Below are 18,490 nucleotides of genomic sequence, written 5' to 3'. Positions count from 1 at the left end.
CGGAGTTTTGTAAAGACGACCAATAAATTTTTACTTTTTCCATAAACTTATCGCCGGAACTAAGCGGTATAAAACGAATCTGAGTTACACAGCAATTTTGCGTTATCTGTAAATCGAGATTGAGAAACATGAAAAAAACCACATTAGCAATGAGTGCACTGGCTCTGAGTTTAGGTTTAGCGCTGTCTCCTCTGACTGCTACTGCAGCCGAGACCGCGTCGTCGGCAGCAACCGCGCAGCAGATGCCAAGCCTGGCACCGATGCTCGAAAAAGTGATGCCATCGGTGGTGAGTATTAACGTTGAGGGCAGCACGACCGTCAATACGCCGCGTATGCCGCGTAACTTCCAGCAGTTCTTCGGCGATAACTCGCCGTTCTGCCAGGACGGTTCGCCATTCCAGAGTTCTCCGTTCTGTCAGGGCGGTGGTGCAGGGGATGACGGCCAGGGCGGCGGCCAGCAGCAGAAATTCATGGCGCTTGGCTCGGGGGTTATTATTGATGCCGCGAAAGGGTATGTCGTTACCAACAACCACGTGGTGGATAACGCCAACAGCATTAAGGTTCAGTTGAGCGACGGGCGTAAATTTGACGCCAAAGTGGTGGGCAAGGACCCACGCTCTGATATCGCACTGATCCAGATTCAGGATCCTAAAAACCTGACGGCGATTAAAATTGCCGACTCCGACGCGCTGCGTGTCGGTGACTACACCGTGGCCATCGGTAACCCGTTCGGTCTGGGCGAAACCGTGACCTCGGGGATTGTTTCAGCGCTGGGCCGTAGCGGCCTGAACGCGGAAAACTATGAAAACTTCATCCAGACGGATGCAGCGATCAACCGCGGTAACTCCGGCGGTGCGCTGGTGAACCTGAACGGCGAGCTGATCGGTATCAACACCGCTATTCTGGCACCGGACGGCGGCAACATCGGTATCGGTTTTGCTATCCCAAGTAATATGGTGAAAAACCTGACCGCGCAGATGGTGCAGTACGGCCAGGTGAAACGCGGTGAGCTGGGTATCATGGGTACCGAGCTGAACTCTGAGCTGGCGAAAGCGATGAAAGTTGACGCCCAGCGCGGCGCGTTCGTGAGCCAGGTTATGCCGAACTCCTCCGCAGCAAAAGCGGGGATTAAAGCCGGGGATGTGATCACCTCCCTGAACGGTAAACCGATCAGCAGCTTTGCCGCCCTGCGTGCCGAAGTGGGTTCAATGCCAATTGGCAGCAAAGTCACCCTTGGCCTGCTGCGTGACGGTAAGGCGGTTAACGTGAGTCTGGAGCTGCAGCAGAGCAGCCAGAATCAGGTTGATTCCAGCACCATCTTCAGCGGTATTGAAGGGGCGGAGATGAGCAACAAAGGTGCAGATAAAGGCGTGGTGGTGAATAACGTGAAAGCGAATTCCCCGGCAGCCCGTATCGGCCTGAAAAAAGGTGATGTGATCATGGGTGCTAACCAGCAGCCAGTGAAAAACATCGCTGAACTGCGTAAAATTCTCGACAGCAAACCATCCGTGCTGGCGCTGAATATTCAGCGTGGTGATACCTCTATCTACCTCCTGATGCAGTAATCCTCGTAAGCCCCTGCGTGATGTAAGCAGGGGCTTTTTTGTTTCTGTGACCCTTCCCACAAGTCCATACTTCACTGCCTGATTTTGTGCATTCGCACAATGCGACCGTAACCGAACTCCCCTATGCTTGAGCTCTGCTCACAGGAGGGTTACATGGCTGGCTGGCATCTTGATACCAAAATGGCGCAGGATATCGTGGCGCGCACCATGCGCATCATCGATACCAATATTAACGTAATGGATGCCCGCGGGCGCATTATTGGCAGCGGCGATCGCGAGCGTATTGGGGAATTGCACGAAGGTGCACTGCTGGTGCTTTCCCAGGGGCGGGTCGTGGATATCGATGATGCCGTGGCGAAACACCTGCACGGCGTCCGTCAGGGCATCAATTTACCGCTGCGCCTTGAAGGGGAAATTGTTGGCGTAATAGGCCTGACCGGTGAACCCGAATCACTGCGTAAATATGGCGAGTTGGTCTGCATGACGGCGGAGATGATGCTGGAGCAGTCGCGCCTGATGCACCTGCTGGCCCAGGACAGCCGTCTGCGCGAAGAGCTGGTGATGAACCTGATTCAGGCAGAGGAGCATACGCCTGCGCTGAGCGAGTGGGCGCAGCGTCTGGGTATTGACCTGAACCAACCGCGCGTCGTGGCGGTGATTGAGGTGGATAGCGGCCAGCTGGGGGTCGATAGCGCGATGGCTGAATTGCAGCAGCTACAAAACGCGCTGGCAACGCCGGAGCGCGACAACCTGGTGGCGATTGTATCCCTGACGGAAATGGTGGTACTCAAGCCGGCGCTTAACGCGTTCGGTCGCTGGGATGCGGAAGATCACCGTCGTCGTGTGGAGCAGTTAATTTCCCGTATGAAAGAGAATGGTCAGCTGCGTTTTCGCGTCGCCCTGGGGAATTACTTTACCGGGCCTGGCAGTATCGCCCGCTCATGGCGTACGGCGCGTACCACGATGATGGTGGGTAAACAGCGAATGCCGGAAAGCCGCAGCTATTTTTATCAGGATCTGATGCTGCCGGTACTGCTCGACAGCCTGCGCGGTGGCTGGCAGGCCAATGAGCTGGCGCGTCCGCTCGCGCGTCTGAAAGCGATGGACAACAATGGCCTGCTGCGCCGGACGCTACAGGCGTGGTTCCGGCATAACGTGCAGCCGCTGGCGACGTCGAAAGCGCTGTTCATTCACCGCAACACGCTGGAGTATCGGCTCAACCGGATTTCGGAGCTGACAGGGCTGGATCTGGGAAGTTTTGACGACAGGCTGCTGCTGTATGTGGCGTTGCAGCTGGATGAACAGCGATGATGCTGTTTGCCGGGTGGCGGCTTCGCCTTACCCGGCCTACATGATGGTTTTCTCCCTCTCCCTGTGGGAGAGTGCCGGGGTGAGGGCATCAGGCCGCACCCAACTTATTTGTTACGCGTTAATTTCTCAAGATCCGCTTCAATCTCGCTGATCTTATTAGTCACAACGCTTTCAAGGTGACGCAGATCGTCAAGGATCTTACGCTTGAGATCGACTTCGGTACGGTCGCGCTGGCAGATCTGATCGAGTTCATCGATCACATAGCGCAGGTTGGGGCTGATTTCCTGAACCTCTTTGTATCCCTGTCCTACACCGTCTGCGACGACGGTCTTACGCTGGCGTGGATATTTAAACTTCACGCTCTTGGCGAAAAACTCTCCTTTGTCCTTGTGAAAATAGATTTTTAAAATGTCGTTGTTGGCTTCCTGGCGAAGGCTGTAACGATCAATTTCATCAGGATTGGTAATGCCCAGACTTTTCAGATTATCGTACATAGCGGTACCCTTGATCTCAACATAACCTTTGAATAATTAACGAAAAAATCTATTTTCGCCACCCTCAGATATGAAAAAAGCGGGGTTGCCCCCGCTTTTTGTTATATCCGATTAATCGATGGTGCGCAGCAATTCGTTGATGCCCACTTTACCGCGGGTTTTCGCGTCCACTTTCTTCACGATAACCGCACAGTACAGGCTGTACTTACCATCTTTAGACGGCAGGTTGCCGGAAACAACCACGGAGCCTGCCGGAACACGGCCGTAATGGATTTCGCCGGTTTCACGGTCATAAATACGGGTGCTCTGACCGATGTAAACGCCCATAGAGATTACTGAGCCTTCTTCAACGATCACGCCTTCTACCACTTCAGAGCGCGCGCCGATGAAGCAATTGTCTTCGATGATGGTTGGGTTAGCCTGCAGGGGTTCCAGTACGCCACCGATGCCGACGCCGCCGGACAGGTGAACGTTTTTACCGATCTGCGCGCAGGAGCCCACGGTAGCCCAGGTATCCACCATGGTACCTTCGTCTACATAGGCACCGATGTTTACGTAGGATGGCATCAGTACGGTGTTACGGGCGATGAACGCGCCCTGACGCACCGCAGCAGGTGGCACTACGCGGAAGCCTTCTTTCTGGAAACGCGCTTCGTCGTAATCAGCGAATTTCATTGGCACTTTATCGAAGTAGCGGCTTTCAGCTCCGTCGATAACCTGATTATCGTTGATACGGAAAGAGAGCAGCACGGCTTTCTTCAGCCATTGATGAGTGACCCACTGACCGTCGATTTTTTCTGCTACACGCAACGCGCCGGAATCCAGCAGAGAAATCACCTGGTTAACCGCTTCGCGGGTAACGGTATCCACATTTGCCGGGGTAATCTCGGCGCGACGCTCAAAAGCGGACTCAATAACGTTCTGTAACTGCTGCATTGTTTACTCTTTCCATTTCACTAAAAAACACGTCACCCTTTATCGTTTGGATTGAGGGCTGCTGTCAACCGTTGTTGCACTTCAAGTTGCAGGTCATTATTAAGGGCACGCCGGTCCGCTGTTGCGATTATAAATAAATCTTCTACTCGCTCGCCAATGGTTGTAATTCGGGCCCCGTGGAGCGAAATTCCCAGATCGGCAAAGACCTGGCCGACGCGGGCGAGCAGACCTGGCTGATCCAGGGCAATGAGCTCCAGGAACGATTTACGATCGGTGTGGGTTGGCAGGAAATTGACCTCGGTATCGACGGTAAAGTGGCGCAGTTTCGCGGGCTGACGACGCGGCTGCGGCGGCTGCCAGCTGCGCTGAGTGATGGCCTGCTCCAGACCAAAACGTATCCCCTCATGACGATCCGACGACAGCGGGCTGCCGTCCGGCTCCAGCACAATAAAGGTGTCCATCGCCATGCCGTCGCGGGTGGTGAAAATCTGCGCGTCGTGCACGCTCAGGTTTCGTCTGTCCAGTTCAGCGCATACCGCAGCAAACAGATAAGGGCGGTCCGGGCTCCAGATAAAGATCTCGGTACCACCGCGCGTCGCCTGCGGGCTGAGCAGGATCATCGGTTGCGACAAATCATGCTGCAGCAGATGCCGCGCATGCCAGGCGAGTTGGTTTGGGCTGTGACGGACAAAGTAGTTGGCACGACAGCGGGCCCAAATCTGATGCAACGCCTCTTCATCAATGTTGTCCATCCGCAGCAGGGCCAGAGCCTGCAGCTGATGGTGGCGCACGCGCTCGCGCATGTCCGGCGTGTTTTGCATTCCGCGACGCAGCTGTTTTTCGGTCGCAAAGTACAGTTCACGCAGCAGGCTCTGCTTCCAGCTGTTCCACAGCGTTTCGTTGGTGGCGCAGATATCGGCCACCGTCAGGCAGACCAGATAGCGCAGACGGTTTTCTGTTTGTACCTCTTCTGCAAACTGCTTGATCACTTCAGGGTCCTGAATGTCACGACGCTGTGCGGTGACTGACATCAGCAGATGATGGCGCACCAGCCAGGCCACCAGCTGTGTTTCACGTGAGTTCAGACCGTGCAGTTCGGCAAATTTCAGGACGTCCTGCGCGCCGAGCACCGAGTGGTCCCCCCCGCGCCCTTTGGCGATATCGTGGAACAGGGCGGCAATCAGGATTAGCTCCGGATGGGTCAACCGTGGCCACAGCTCAACGCACAGCGGGTGGCGGGAGCGAGTCTCTTCTTTCGCAAAACTCTCCAGCTTGAGCATGACACGGATCGTGTGTTCATCCACCGTATAGGCATGGAACAGATCGAACTGCATCTGCCCGACAATGTGCGACCACTGCGGCATATAGGCCCACAGTACGCTGTGACGGTGCATTGGCAGCAGTCCGCGGCTGACGGCGCCCGGATGGCGGAGCATGCTCAGGAACAGCGAACGCGCTTCCGGGATATAGCACAGCGGCTGCGTCAGATGGCGGCGCGCATGGCGCAAATGGCGCAGGGTGGTGGAGTAGATCCCGGTGATCGTGCTGTTGCGGACCATGGTATAGAACATCCGCAGGATCGCTTCCGGCTCGCGCATAAACAGCGTTTCGTCGCGCAGATCGATAAGCGTGCCGCGTAGTTGGAACTCGTCATCAATGGGGCGCGGTTTTTCGTCGGCCGTCAGCGCCAGAATAGCTTCGTCGAACAGCTGCAATAGCATCTGGTTGAGTTCGGTAACGCGTCGGGTCACGCGGAAGAAATCCTTCATCATGTGCTCAACCGGTTCGTTACCCTCACCGCTGTAGTGAAGGCGCTGGGCCACGCTGAGCTGGCGGTCGAACAACAGACGGTTATCGTAGCGATTAAGTTCAAGATGGAGGGCAAAACGAATGCGCCACAGTAGATGCAGACACTCGTTGAGCTCGTTTCGCTCGGCTTCGGTTAAAAAGCCAAAACCCACCATTTCATCCAGCGAGGTGGCGCCAAAGTGGCGACGGGCTACCCACTGTAATGTGTGGATATCGCGCAGGCCGCCGGGGCTGCTTTTGATATCCGGTTCAAGGTTATAGCTTGTGCCGTGATAGCGCTGGTGGCGTTGATTTTGTTCCTCGACCTTAGCGGCGAAGAACTTTTCTGATGGCCAGAAGCCGTCGCTGAATATGTGTTTTTGCAGTTCCAGGAACAGCGCGACGTCGCCGATCAGCAGGCGGGTTTCAATCAGGTTGGTGGCAACGGTCAGATCCGATAGCCCCTCCAGCAGGCACTCTTCCAGGGTGCGTACGCTGTGGCCGACTTCCAGTTTCACATCCCAGAGCAGCGTCAGCAATTCGCCAATCTTCTGCGCCTGTTCGTCCGGCAGTTTTTTGCGGCTTAAGATCAGCAGGTCAATATCGGAAAGCGGATGCAGCTCACCGCGGCCATAGCCCCCGACGGCAACCAGCGCCACGTCGCTGACCTGCCCGAATCCGTACTCAATCCACAGGCGTTGCAGAAGCTGGTCAATAAATTCGGTGCGCGCTTCAATGAGCTGTTCGGCGGAAATGCCCGCATCAAACGCGCTTCCCAGCCAGCGCTGGAAGACATCCATATGGGCTTTGATGCCGGCACAGCTCAGCTCGTGCTGCGGCCAGACGCCCGGGTTATCGGGCTGGTCGGGAAGGGTGGGAAGTGCTGTGTTAGCATACTGTTCGGGTAATAGATTACTCATCGTGCGCCACCCATAAGAAAAAGCTATCGCCATTAAAAAAGCCGGCATTTGCCGGCTTTTTTATCATTCATCGTGCGTCAGTATTGCCGGGATGGTGTCATCCTTGCGCAACGTCATAATTTCGCAGCCGTTGTCTGTTACCACAATAGTATGCTCGTACTGTGCAGACAAGCTTCTGTCTTTGGTTTTCACCGTCCAGCCATCTTTCATGGTACGGATACGGTAGTCACCCGCGTTGACCATCGGCTCGATGGTGAAGGTCATCCCTTTTTGCAGCACCACGCCGCCGTCATCCGCATCGTAGTGCAGAACCTGCGGCTCTTCGTGGAAGACGCGGCCAATGCCGTGACCACAATATTCGCGAACCACGGAGAAACCTTCCGCTTCGACAAACTTCTGGATAGCGGCACCAATGGTGCGCAGGCGAATGCCCGGTTTCACCATCTTCAGCGCCAGGTAGAGGCTCTCCTGCGTCACTTTACACAGGCGCTCACCCAGGATGGTTGGCTTGCCCACGATAAACATCTTCGAGGTGTCACCGTGGTAATCATCTTTAATGACGGTGACGTCGATGTTGACGATGTCGCCATCTTTCAGCAGTTTTTCGTCATCCGGAATACCGTGGCACACCACTTCATTTATAGAAATGCAGACGGATTTCGGGAAACCGTGGTAGCCGAGGCAGGCGGAGACCGCGTGCTGCTCGTTAACGATATAGTCGTTACAGATGCGGTCCAGCTCGCCGGTGCTGACGCCCGGTTTCACGAACGGCTCGATCATTTCCAGCACTTCCGCGGCCAGACGACCGGCGACGCGCATCTTTTCAATTTCTTCAGGGGTCTTAATAGAGATAGCCATGTAATCTGTCCATCGGTGTCGATTTTTTCGACAATACTAGTCTAAGTACCGTCAATGGTATCAGTCAGGCGCACCCCGTGCCAAACTGAGAATCATTAACAGCACACTACGCCAACAATTATTGGTTTCTGGTCGTGATTTGTGGTATAAAGCGCGCCGGACTTCCGATCCATCTCAGATACACAGGCTGGACGGGAGCGATATATCTCACTTTGTGTAACAACACACACGTATCGGCACATATTCCGGGGTGCCCTTCGGGGTCGGTAATATGGGATACGTGGAGGCATAACCCCAACTTTCAATATAGAGGTTTTAAACATGGCAACTGTTTCCATGCGCGACATGCTCAAGGCTGGTGTTCACTTCGGTCACCAGACCCGTTACTGGAACCCGAAAATGAAGCCTTTCATCTTCGGCGCGCGTAACAAAGTTCACATCATCAACCTTGAGAAAACTGTACCAATGTTCAACGAAGCCCTGGCTGAGCTGAACAAGATCGCTTCCCGTAAAGGTAAGATTCTGTTCGTTGGTACTAAGCGCGCTGCAAGCGAAGCTGTGAAAGATGCTGCTAACAGCTGCGACCAGTTCTTCGTGAACCATCGCTGGTTGGGCGGCATGCTGACCAACTGGAAAACTGTTCGTCAGTCCATCAAGCGCCTGAAAGATCTGGAAACCCAGTCTCAGGACGGTACTTTCGACAAGCTGACTAAGAAAGAAGCGCTGATGCGCACTCGTGAGCTGGACAAGCTGGAAAACAGCCTGGGCGGTATCAAAGATATGGGCGGCCTGCCAGACGCGCTGTTCGTAATCGATGCAGACCACGAGCACATCGCAATCAAAGAAGCTAACAACCTGGGTATCCCGGTATTCGCTATCGTTGATACCAACTCCGATCCGGACGGTGTTGACTTCGTTATCCCGGGTAACGACGACGCAATCCGTGCTGTTAGCCTGTACCTGAGCGCTGTAGCTGCTACCGTTCGTGAAGGCCGTTCCCAGGATCTGGCTTCTCAGGCGGAAGAAAGCTTCGTAGAAGCTGAATAATAAGGTTTCACCCCTTATTAGTACCGTGTATGAATAGGGGCCCATTATCGGCCCCTTTTTTCAATTTATACTGTTTGGCCGCAGGCCGGGCAGTTCACATCTCCCGAGGATTTAAGAATGGCTGAAATTACCGCATCCCTGGTAAAAGAGCTGCGCGAGCGTACTGGCGCAGGCATGATGGATTGCAAAAAAGCGCTGACTGAAGCGAACGGCGACATCGAGCTGGCAATCGAAAACATGCGTAAATCCGGTGCGATCAAAGCAGCTAAAAAAGCAGGCAACGTTGCTGCTGACGGCGTGATCATCACTAAAATCGACGGCAACTACGGCATCATTCTGGAAGTTAACTGCCAGACTGACTTCGTTGCTAAAGATGGTGGTTTCCAGGCATTTGCTAACAAAGTTCTGGACGCAGCTGTTGCTGGCAAAATCACTGACGTTGAAGTTCTGAAAGCACAGTTCGAAGAAGAACGTGTTGCGCTGGTTGCTAAAATCGGTGAGAACATCAACATCCGTCGCGTAGCTTCCCTGGAAGGCGACGTTCTGGGTTCTTACCAGCACGGTGCGCGTATCGGTGTTCTGGTTGCGGCTAAAGGCGCTGACGAAGAGCTGGTTAAACAGCTGGCAATGCACATCGCTGCAAGCAAACCAGAATTCGTTAAACCAGAAGACGTGTCTGCTGAAGTGGTAGAGAAAGAGTACCAGGTTCAGCTGGACATCGCGATGCAGTCTGGTAAGCCAAAAGAAATCGCAGAGAAAATGGTTGAAGGCCGCATGAAGAAATTCACCGGCGAAGTTTCTCTGACTGGCCAGCCTTTCGTTATGGATCCAAGCAAATCCGTTGCTCAGCTGCTGAAAGAGCACAACGCTGACGTAACTGGCTTCATCCGCTTCGAAGTGGGCGAAGGCATCGAGAAAGTTGAGACTGACTTCGCAGCAGAAGTTGCTGCAATGTCCAAGCAGTCTTAATGATGAAAAAGGAGCCGCCTGAGGGCGGCTTCTTTTTGTCACCCGTCAGACGAAAATCAGACAGGATCCCGTATCGCTGTGCTGGTATGCGACATACTATGTCGCCAGAATTAACCCCCATCTTAATCGTTGACAGTCTCAGGAAAGAAACATGGCTACCAATGCAAAACCCGTGTACAAACGCATTCTGCTTAAGCTGAGTGGCGAAGCGCTGCAGGGATCGGAAGGCTTCGGTATTGACGCAAGCATTCTCGACCGCATGGCACAGGAGATCAAAGAACTTGTCGAACTGGGTATTCAGGTCGGCGTGGTCATTGGCGGTGGCAACCTTTTCCGTGGTGCTGGTCTGGCGAAAGCGGGGATGAACCGCGTTGTGGGCGACCATATGGGTATGCTGGCAACCGTGATGAACGGTCTGGCAATGCGTGATGCGTTGCATCGTGCCTATGTGAATGCCCGCCTGATGTCCGCTATTCCTTTGAATGGCGTTTGCGATAACTACAGCTGGGCAGAAGCGATCAGCCTGCTGCGCAACAACCGCGTGGTGATCCTCTCCGCCGGTACGGGTAACCCGTTCTTTACAACCGATTCCGCTGCCTGCCTGCGCGGTATCGAAATCGAAGCCGATGTGGTGCTGAAAGCAACCAAAGTGGATGGCGTGTTTACCGCCGACCCGGCAAAAGATCCCTCTGCCACCATGTACGATCAGCTGTCCTACAGCGAAGTGCTGGAAAAAGAGCTGAAAGTGATGGATCTTGCCGCCTTCACGCTGGCTCGCGACCACAAACTGCCGATCCGTGTCTTCAATATGAATAAGCCTGGCGCACTGCGCCGCGTGGTCATGGGCGAAAAAGAAGGCACATTGATCACGGAATAATTTCCGTCGGCGATAAATACAGGTAAGATTCCGCTTTATTTTGAAGTGGTATCTTACCCGGACGCGCCATTGGCGTTGTCATGAATTAAACGCGACTATACTTAGCACACCTGTAGCACTGTGCTGGCGGATAGTCTGCCTGAGACAAGTTTTCAAGGATTCGTAACGTGATTAACGACATCAGAAAAGATGCTGAAGTACGCATGGAAAAATGCGTAGAAGCGTTCAAAACCCAAATCAGCAAAATCCGTACTGGCCGTGCTTCTCCAAGCCTGCTGGATGGCATCATCGTAGAGTACTACGGTACGCCTACCCCTCTGCGCCAGCTGGCGAGCGTGACCGTGGAAGATACCCGTACGCTGAAAATCAACGTGTTCGATCGCTCTATGGGCCCGGCAGTTGAGAAAGCGATCATGGCATCTGACCTCGGTCTGAACCCAAGCTCTGCGGGTGCTGATATCCGTGTTCCACTGCCTCCACTGACCGAAGAGCGTCGTAAAGACCTGATCAAAGTCGTGCGTGGCGAAGCTGAGCAGGGTCGTGTTTCCGTGCGTAACGTCCGTCGCGACGCTAACGATAAAGTGAAAGCGCTGCTGAAAGAAAAAGAGATCAGTGAAGATGACGATCGTCGTTCACAGGACGATATTCAGAAAATGACTGACGCTGCCATCAAGAAAATTGATGCGGCGCTGGCAGATAAAGAAGCGGAACTGATGCAGTTCTGATTTCTGTCTTACACTGATAAACGCCGTTCAGAGGGACTTCGGGTCTTGCTGGCGGCGTTTTGCTTTTATCTGGTCTAACTTTTTTCGGGCATCTCATGAAGCATTTAACTCTCCTTGGCTCAACCGGATCTATCGGTTGCAGCACTCTCGACGTTGTACGCCACAACCCTGCGCTTTACACCGTGACAGCACTGGTGGCCGGGAAGAATGTGCAGCGAATGGTCGAGCAGTGTCTGGAGTTTACGCCCCGCTATGCGGTAATGGATGACGAAGAGAGTGCCCGCCAGCTGAAAGCCGCTCTGCAAGAGAAGGGCAGTCGTACTGAGGTTCTGAGCGGGCAGCAGGCTGCCTGTGAGATGGCCGCGCTGGACGAGGTCGATCAGGTGATGGCCGCCATTGTTGGCGCGGCCGGGTTGCTGCCGACGCTGGCCGCCATCGATGCCGGTAAAGATGTTCTGCTGGCGAATAAAGAGTCGCTGGTAACCTGCGGACGTCTGTTTATGGAGGCGGTTAAGCAGCGCGGAGCACGTCTTTTGCCGGTCGACAGCGAGCACAACGCCATTTTTCAGAGTTTACCGCAACCTTTTCAGCAGAACCTGGGGTACGCTGACCTGGAGCAGAATGGGGTTGTATCGATTTTGCTTACCGGGTCTGGTGGCCCGTTCCGTGAAACGCCACTGTCTGAACTGAGCACAATGACGCCGGATCAGGCGTGCCGTCATCCGAACTGGTCAATGGGGCGTAAGATCTCCGTTGACTCTGCCACTATGATGAACAAAGGTCTGGAATACATTGAAGCTCGCTGGCTGTTTAACGCGTCGGCGAAACAGATGGAAGTGCTGATCCACCCGCAATCGGTGATTCACTCGATGGTACGCTATCAGGACGGCAGCGTGCTGGCACAGCTGGGAGAGCCGGATATGCGTACGCCAATTGCACATGCAATGGCATGGCCTGAACGCGTGAAATCTGGCGTGAAGCCACTCGATTTTTGCAAGCTGAGTTCCCTGACGTTCAGTGAACCTGACTACGATCGTTATCCGTGTCTTAAGCTTGCAATGAATGCCTTTGACCAGGGGCAGGCGGCGACGACGGCACTCAATGCAGCCAATGAAATTACCGTTGAAGCATTTCTGAATCAGCAGATCCGTTTCACCGATATCGCTATGCTGAATTTGTCGGTACTGGAGTTGATGGATCTGCGCGAACCACAAAGCGTGGAAGAGGTGCTGGCGGTGGATGAGCAGGCTCGTATTATTGCGCGCAAACAGGTGACACGTCTCGCAAGCTGGTGATAAAGCAAGCACTAGTCGTCGTGCTATTTGTTAGCGTTGGGCTTCGGTGATATAGTCTGCGCCACCTGATCGCAGGTATTTGACTTTAAGTGGTCAGGTAAGCCGTGGTTTGACACGGCTTTTTTACGTATAGGCTTCAGTATTCCTGAGTACCGTTAAATCCTTTTCAGGGACTAAAAACGCGTTATGTTGTCTGCGAATCAACCAATAAGCGAAAACTTGCCAGCTCATGGCTGCCGTCATGTAGCAATCATCATGGATGGCAATGGCCGCTGGGCGAAAAGACAAGGGAAGATACGAGCCTTTGGGCATAAAGCTGGGGCGAAATCTGTTCGCCGCGCCGTCTCTTTTGCCGCCAATAACGGCATTGATGCGTTAACGCTCTATGCTTTTAGCAGTGAAAACTGGAATCGACCTGCGCAGGAAGTGACTGCGTTGATGGAACTGTTTGTGTGGGCGCTCGACAGCGAAGTAAAAAGCCTGCACCGCCACAACGTGCGCCTGCGTGTCATTGGCGAAACCAGTCGTTTTAACTCACGTTTGCAGGAACGGATTCGTAAAGCAGAAGCGCTGACTGAAAATAACACGGGTCTGACGCTGAATATCGCGGCGAATTACGGTGGACGCTGGGATATTATCCAGGGGGTTCGGCACCTGGCCGAACAGGTTCAGGAAGGGTTGTTGAGACCCGACCAAATTGATGAAGACGCGCTGAGCAAGCAAATCTGCATGAATGAACTGGCACCTGTGGATTTGGTAATTAGGACAGGGGGAGAACATCGCATAAGTAACTTTTTGCTGTGGCAAATTGCCTATGCCGAACTTTACTTTACGGATGTGCTTTGGCCCGATTTTGATGAACAAGACTTTGAAGGTGCGCTGCATGCCTTTGCCAATCGAGAGCGTCGTTTCGGCGGCACCGAGCCTGGTGGCGACAAAGCCTGATGGGGGTAGCTTTTGCTGAAGTATCGCCTGATTTCCGCTTTTGTATTAATACCCATTGTCATTGCGGCGCTGTTTTTACTGCCCCCGGTGGGATTTGCTATTGTCACGCTGGTGGTGTGTATGCTGGCCGCGTGGGAATGGGGACAGTTTAGCGGCTTTACGTCGCGCAGTCAGCGGGTATGGCTGGCGGTACTCTGTGGCTTGATCCTGGCCCTGATGCTGTTTACCTTGCCTGAATATCACCATGATATTCACCAACCACTGGTTGCCGGGTCCCTGTGGGTATCGTTGGCCTGGTGGATCGCCGCCCTTGTTTTGGTGCTTTTTTATCCAGGCTCCGCGGCGTTGTGGCGCAATTCAAAAGTGCTGCGCCTTATATTTGGTCTTCTTACCATCGTGCCTTTTTTCTGGGGCATGGTGGCTCTGCGCGCCTGGCACTACGACGAAAACCACTACAGCGGTGCGATTTGGCTGCTTTATGTGATGATTCTGGTCTGGGGGGCTGACTCTGGGGCCTATATGTTTGGTAAACTGTTCGGCAAACATAAACTGGCTCCGAAGGTGTCGCCTGGTAAAACCTGGCAAGGATTCATCGGCGGCCTGTTTACGGCAGCGATTATCTCCTGGGGCTATGGCGTCTGGGCGAATCTGGACATTGCACCGTCAATACTGCTGGTGTGTTCGATTTTTGCCGCGCTGGCCTCGGTACTCGGTGATTTAACCGAAAGTATGTTCAAGCGAGAAGCAGGGATTAAGGACAGCGGACACCTGATTCCAGGGCATGGCGGGATACTGGATCGCATTGACAGCCTGACAGCGGCTGTTCCCGTGTTTGCTTGTCTGCTTTTACTGGTATTCGGGACGATTTAACGGAAGGTTTTATGCTGAGCATTCTCTGGAATCTGGCGGCGTTCATTGTTGCACTGGGTGTACTGATTACCGTGCATGAATTTGGCCATTTCTGGGTTGCTCGCCGTTGCGGTGTGCGCGTAGAGCGGTTCTCCATCGGTTTTGGCAAATCACTCTGGACGCGTACTGACCGTCACGGCACGGAATTTGTCATCGCCCTTATCCCGCTCGGTGGCTACGTCAAAATGCTCGACGAACGTGTTGAGCCTGTGGCCCCTGAGCTTCGACACAGCGCGTTTAACAACAAAACCGTTGGACAACGTGCCGCCATCATTGCTGCCGGACCGGTAGCCAATTTCATCTTTGCTATCTTCGCTTACTGGCTGGTGTTTATCATCGGCGTTCCGGGCGTGCGTCCGGTTGTCGGTGAAATCGCCCCCAATTCCATCGCGGCGAGTGCGCAAATTACGCCGGGGATGGAACTTAAAGCGATTGATGGTATCGAAACCCCTGATTGGGATGCCGTGCGACTGCAACTGGTAGCCAAAATCGGTGATGAGCAGACCACGGTCAGCGTGTCACCGTTTGGTTCTGACCAGCGACAGAATAAAGTGCTGGATTTGCGTCACTGGAGTTTCGAGCCAGACAAAGAAGATCCCGTCTCTGCGCTGGGGATTCGCCCACGTGGTGCGCAGATCGAACCGATATTAGCCGAAGTTCAGGCAAATTCGGCGGCGAGCAAAGCGGGTTTGCAAGCTGGCGACAGGATCGTTAAAGTCGATGGTCAGCCATTAACACAGTGGATGACCTTTGTTACTCTGGTGCGCGATAATCCGGGTACGTCGCTCGCGCTGGAAGTTGAAAGGCAGGGTAGTCCACTCTCGCTGACGCTGATCCCGGATAGCAAATCGGTCGGCAAAAAGGCAGAAGGGTTTGCAGGCGTTGTGCCTAAAGTGATCCCGCTGCCAGATGAGTATAAGACAATACGCCAGTATGGGCCGTTTAGCGCCATCCTTGAAGCCACGGATAAAACATGGCAACTGATGAAGCTGACGGTAAACATGTTGGGGAAATTGATAACCGGTGATGTGAAACTGAACAACCTCAGTGGGCCAATTTCGATAGCTCAGGGGGCTGGGATGTCAGCGGAGTTCGGGGTGATTTACTATCTCATGTTTCTCGCGCTCATTAGCGTGAACCTTGGGATCATCAACCTGTTCCCGCTTCCCGTTTTAGACGGGGGTCATCTGCTGTTTTTAGCGATTGAAAAGCTAAAAGGCGGGCCGGTATCCGAGCGAGTTCAAGACTTTAGTTATCGCATTGGCTCGATTTTGCTGGTGCTGTTAATGGGGCTTGCACTTTTCAATGATTTCTCTCGGTTGTAAGAGAGTTAGTTAGGAAGAACGCATAATAACGATGGCGATGAAAAAGTTGCTCATAGCGTCGCTGCTGTTTAGCAGCGCCACCGTATACGGTGCTGACGGGTTCGTAGTGAAAGACATTCATTTCGAAGGCCTTCAGCGTGTCGCCGTTGGTGCGGCCCTCCTCAGTATGCCTGTGCGCCCCGGCGATACGGTTAATGATGATGACATCAGTAACACCATCCGTGCTCTGTTTGCCACCGGCAACTTTGAGGATGTCCGCGTCCTGCGCGATGGTGATACGCTGCTGGTTCAGGTAAAAGAACGTCCAACGATCGCCAGTATCACTTTCTCCGGTAACAAGTCGGTGAAAGATGACATGCTCAAGCAAAACCTTGAAGCATCCGGTGTTCGTGTGGGGGAATCTCTGGACCGCACCACCCTTTCAGACATTGAAAAAGGTCTGGAAGACTTCTATTACAGCGTCGGTAAGTACAGCGCCAGCGTGAAAGCGGTGGTGACTCCGCTGCCGCGTAACCGTGTTGACCTGAAGCTGGTCTTCCAGGAAGGCGTCTCGGCGAAGATCCAACAGATCAACATCGTCGGGAACCACGCGTTCACTACCGACGAACTGATCTCCACCTTCCAGCTGCGTGACGAAGTGCCGTGGTGGAACGTGGTGGGCGATCGCAAATACCAGAAACAGAAACTGGCGGGCGACCTCGAAACCCTGCGCAGCTACTATCTGGATCGCGGTTATGCCCGTTTCAACATCGACTCGACTCAGGTGAGTCTGACCCCGGACAAGAAAGGGATCTACATTACGATTAACATTACAGAAGGCGATCAGTACAAGCTTTCGGGTGTTGAAGTAAGTGGCAACCTGGCGGGGCATTCTGCCGAGATCGAATCGCTGACCAAAATTCAGCCAGGCGATCTGTACAGCGGTTCTAAAGTAACCAAAATGGAAGACGGCATTAAAAAGCTGCTCGGCCGCTATGGTTATGCCTATCCGCGTGTGCAAACTCAGCCGGAAATCAACGACGCGGATAAAACCGTTAAGCTTCACGTCAACGTTGATGCGGGCAACCGTTTCTACGTGCGTAAGATCCGCTTCGAAGGTAACGACACCTCCAAAGATTCCGTTCTGCGTCGCGAAATGCGCCAGATGGAAGGGGCATGGTTGGGTAGCGACCTCGTTGACCAGGGTAAAGAACGTCTGAACCGACTGGGCTATTTTGAGACGGTTGATACCGATACCCAGCGTGTGCCAGGCAGCCCGGACCAGGTTGATGTCGTGTACAAAGTGAAAGAGCGTAATACCGGTAGCTTTAACTTCGGTGTGGGCTACGGTACTGAAAGCGGCGTGAGCTTCCAGGTTGGCGTTCAGCAGGATAACTGGCTGGGTACGGGTTACTCGGTGGGTATCAACGGTACCAAAAACGACTACCAGACCTATTCTGAGTTCTCTGTCACTAACCCATACTTCACCGTTGACGGTGTGAGCCTGGGTGGTCGTATCTTCTATAACGACTTTAAAGCAGACGACGCGGATCTGTCCTCGTACACCAACAAGAGCTACGGTGTAGACGGTACGCTTGGATTCCCGGTTAACGAATACAACACCCTGCGTGCGGGCTTAGGTTACGTGCATAACGACCTGTCCAATATGCAACCGCAGGTGGCAATGTGGCGTTATCTCGACTCTATCGGCCAGTCGGCGAGCACCTCCAGCGATAACAACGGTTTTGCGGCGGATGACTTCACCTTCAACTACGGCTGGACGTATAACCGCCTTGACCGTGGGTACTTCCCAACGGAAGGTTCACGTGTCAACCTGAATGGTAAAGTGACTATTCCTGGTTCTGATAACGAGTTCTACAAGTTAACGCTCGATACTGCCTCGTACTTCCCGATCGATGACGATCATAAGTGGGTGGTTCTGGGTCGTACCCGTTGGGGCTATGGCGATGGTTTAGGCGGCAAAGAGATGCCGTTCTATGAGAACTTCTACGCCGGTGGTTCCAGTACCGTTCGTGGCTTCCAGTCCAACAACATTGGTCCGAAAGCGGTTTATTACGGCGGTAATGACGAAGATAACTGCGCAAGCCGGGATCCAAAACAGGTTTGTAGCTCTGATGATGCGGTAGGCGGTAACGCCATGGCCGTGGCGAGCCTTGAGTTCATCACGCCAACGCCATTTATCAGTGATAAATACGCCAACTCAGTCCGTACGTCCTTCTTCTGGGATGCCGGTACCGTGTGGGATACCAACTGGGAGAACACTGCCCAGATGCGTGCGGCAGGTGTTCCAGACTACAGCGATCCGGGCAATATTCGCATGTCTGCAGGTATCGCATTACAATGGATGTCACCGCTGGGGCCGTTGGTCTTCTCTTACGCCCAGCCGTTTAAGAAATATGATGGAGATAAGTCGGAGCAATTCCAGTTTAACATTGGTAAAACCTGGTAATTCTCCGCGGCAAAGGAATGCGTTGGCAGTGTAGCGCTGACAACCGGCGATCGGTAAAACGATCGCCTTGCCACGCA

The 18,490-nt window shown here is 53.6% G+C and carries 15 protein-coding genes; 11 read left to right on the top strand and 4 right to left on the bottom strand.

From position 1 onward, the window contains the following. Positions 1-128 precede the first annotated feature (128 nt). Positions 129-1,565: a serine endoprotease DegP gene (gene degP / locus ACOTX3_RS17075; RefSeq protein WP_013095648.1), complete on the top strand. Its 1,437-nt coding sequence runs from the start codon at positions 129-131 to the stop codon at positions 1,563-1,565. A gap of 153 nt (positions 1,566-1,718) precedes the next feature. Then, positions 1,719-2,876 carry a DNA-binding transcriptional regulator CdaR gene (gene cdaR, locus ACOTX3_RS17070; RefSeq protein ID WP_013095649.1) on the top strand — a complete coding sequence of 386 codons (1,158 nt, stop codon included), beginning with the start codon at positions 1,719-1,721 and terminating at the stop codon, positions 2,874-2,876. Positions 2,877-2,980: 104 nt separating this feature from the next. On the opposite strand, the gene ACOTX3_RS17065 is transcribed toward cdaR, so the two are convergent. The 4 genes from ACOTX3_RS17065 to map all read right to left on the bottom strand — a co-directional run bounded on the left by ACOTX3_RS17065 (position 2,981) and on the right by map (position 7,872). Continuing rightward, positions 2,981-3,370: a DUF3461 family protein gene (locus ACOTX3_RS17065; RefSeq protein ID WP_008501916.1), complete on the bottom strand. Its 390-nt coding sequence runs from the start codon at positions 3,368-3,370 to the stop codon at positions 2,981-2,983. A 111-nt stretch (positions 3,371-3,481) separates the two neighbouring features. Next, the gene (gene dapD / locus ACOTX3_RS17060; protein WP_013095650.1) at positions 3,482-4,306 is read right to left on the bottom strand and encodes a 2,3,4,5-tetrahydropyridine-2,6-dicarboxylate N-succinyltransferase; all 825 of its coding nucleotides are present in this window, start codon (positions 4,304-4,306) and stop codon (positions 3,482-3,484) included. Between the two features lie 32 nt (positions 4,307-4,338). After that, the gene (gene glnD, locus ACOTX3_RS17055) at positions 4,339-7,014 is read right to left on the bottom strand and encodes a bifunctional uridylyltransferase/uridylyl-removing protein GlnD (RefSeq protein WP_013095651.1); all 2,676 of its coding nucleotides are present in this window, start codon (positions 7,012-7,014) and stop codon (positions 4,339-4,341) included. A gap of 63 nt (positions 7,015-7,077) precedes the next feature. Next, the gene (map, locus tag ACOTX3_RS17050; protein ID WP_013095652.1) at positions 7,078-7,872 is read right to left on the bottom strand and encodes a type I methionyl aminopeptidase; all 795 of its coding nucleotides are present in this window, start codon (positions 7,870-7,872) and stop codon (positions 7,078-7,080) included. A gap of 321 nt (positions 7,873-8,193) precedes the next feature. Between map and rpsB the strand changes: the two genes are divergently transcribed. The 9 genes from rpsB to bamA all read left to right on the top strand — a co-directional run bounded on the left by rpsB (position 8,194) and on the right by bamA (position 18,413). After that, positions 8,194-8,919 carry a 30S ribosomal protein S2 gene (gene rpsB, locus ACOTX3_RS17045; RefSeq protein ID WP_013095653.1) on the top strand — a complete coding sequence of 242 codons (726 nt, stop codon included), beginning with the start codon at positions 8,194-8,196 and terminating at the stop codon, positions 8,917-8,919. 117 nt (positions 8,920-9,036) lie between these two features. Continuing rightward, positions 9,037-9,888: a translation elongation factor Ts gene (gene tsf / locus ACOTX3_RS17040; protein WP_008501911.1), complete on the top strand. Its 852-nt coding sequence runs from the start codon at positions 9,037-9,039 to the stop codon at positions 9,886-9,888. A gap of 151 nt (positions 9,889-10,039) precedes the next feature. Next, positions 10,040-10,765 (top strand): UMP kinase, encoded by a 726-nt coding sequence (gene pyrH, locus ACOTX3_RS17035; protein ID WP_003856194.1) that lies wholly within the window; start codon positions 10,040-10,042, stop codon positions 10,763-10,765. A 167-nt stretch (positions 10,766-10,932) separates the two neighbouring features. Beyond that, positions 10,933-11,490, top strand: a complete 558-nt coding sequence (frr, locus tag ACOTX3_RS17030; protein ID WP_008501909.1) for a ribosome recycling factor — start codon at positions 10,933-10,935, stop codon at positions 11,488-11,490. 95 nt (positions 11,491-11,585) lie between these two features. Beyond that, positions 11,586-12,785 (top strand): 1-deoxy-D-xylulose-5-phosphate reductoisomerase, encoded by a 1,200-nt coding sequence (gene ispC / locus ACOTX3_RS17025; RefSeq protein WP_058679215.1) that lies wholly within the window; start codon positions 11,586-11,588, stop codon positions 12,783-12,785. Between the two features lie 186 nt (positions 12,786-12,971). Beyond that, entirely contained in the window at positions 12,972-13,730 is a 759-nt protein-coding gene (ispU, locus tag ACOTX3_RS17020; RefSeq protein ID WP_028028110.1) for a (2E,6E)-farnesyl-diphosphate-specific ditrans,polycis-undecaprenyl-diphosphate synthase, read from the top strand. Between the two features lie 12 nt (positions 13,731-13,742). Beyond that, positions 13,743-14,600, top strand: coding sequence for a phosphatidate cytidylyltransferase (cdsA, locus tag ACOTX3_RS17015; RefSeq protein ID WP_013095657.1), 858 nt, complete (start codon positions 13,743-13,745; stop codon positions 14,598-14,600). An 11-nt stretch (positions 14,601-14,611) separates the two neighbouring features. Continuing rightward, positions 14,612-15,964, top strand: coding sequence for a sigma E protease regulator RseP (rseP, locus tag ACOTX3_RS17010; protein ID WP_014830712.1), 1,353 nt, complete (start codon positions 14,612-14,614; stop codon positions 15,962-15,964). Between the two features lie 31 nt (positions 15,965-15,995). After that, a complete protein-coding gene (bamA, locus tag ACOTX3_RS17005; RefSeq protein WP_013095659.1) occupies positions 15,996-18,413 on the top strand; it encodes an outer membrane protein assembly factor BamA in 2,418 nt (805 codons plus the stop codon). The last annotated feature ends 77 nt before the right edge of the window (positions 18,414-18,490 follow it).

The organism is Enterobacter cloacae complex sp. IR5384 (genome assembly GCF_049237265.1).
GTDB lineage: Bacteria > Pseudomonadota > Gammaproteobacteria > Enterobacterales > Enterobacteriaceae > Enterobacter > Enterobacter cloacae.
This window is presented reverse-complemented; position numbering and strand designations above follow the sequence as displayed.

What these genes read in the sequence shown, in the direction of transcription:
- ACOTX3_RS17065 (WP_008501916.1), bottom strand. Translation starts at nt 3,370, where the DNA reads ATGTACGATAATCTGAAAAGTCTGGGCATTACCAATCCTGATGAAATT.
- cdaR (WP_013095649.1), top strand. Translation starts at nt 1,719, where the DNA reads ATGGCTGGCTGGCATCTTGATACCAAAATGGCGCAGGATATCGTGGCG.
- ispU (WP_028028110.1), top strand. Translation starts at nt 12,972, where the DNA reads ATGTTGTCTGCGAATCAACCAATAAGCGAAAACTTGCCAGCTCATGGC.
- glnD (WP_013095651.1), bottom strand. Translation starts at nt 7,014, where the DNA reads ATGAGTAATCTATTACCCGAACAGTATGCTAACACAGCACTTCCCACC.
- dapD (WP_013095650.1), bottom strand. Translation starts at nt 4,306, where the DNA reads ATGCAGCAGTTACAGAACGTTATTGAGTCCGCTTTTGAGCGTCGCGCC.
- rseP (WP_014830712.1), top strand. Translation starts at nt 14,612, where the DNA reads ATGCTGAGCATTCTCTGGAATCTGGCGGCGTTCATTGTTGCACTGGGT.
- tsf (WP_008501911.1), top strand. Translation starts at nt 9,037, where the DNA reads ATGGCTGAAATTACCGCATCCCTGGTAAAAGAGCTGCGCGAGCGTACT.
- pyrH (WP_003856194.1), top strand. Translation starts at nt 10,040, where the DNA reads ATGGCTACCAATGCAAAACCCGTGTACAAACGCATTCTGCTTAAGCTG.
- ispC (WP_058679215.1), top strand. Translation starts at nt 11,586, where the DNA reads ATGAAGCATTTAACTCTCCTTGGCTCAACCGGATCTATCGGTTGCAGC.
- map (WP_013095652.1), bottom strand. Translation starts at nt 7,872, where the DNA reads ATGGCTATCTCTATTAAGACCCCTGAAGAAATTGAAAAGATGCGCGTC.
- degP (WP_013095648.1), top strand. Translation starts at nt 129, where the DNA reads ATGAAAAAAACCACATTAGCAATGAGTGCACTGGCTCTGAGTTTAGGT.
- bamA (WP_013095659.1), top strand. Translation starts at nt 15,996, where the DNA reads ATGGCGATGAAAAAGTTGCTCATAGCGTCGCTGCTGTTTAGCAGCGCC.
- rpsB (WP_013095653.1), top strand. Translation starts at nt 8,194, where the DNA reads ATGGCAACTGTTTCCATGCGCGACATGCTCAAGGCTGGTGTTCACTTC.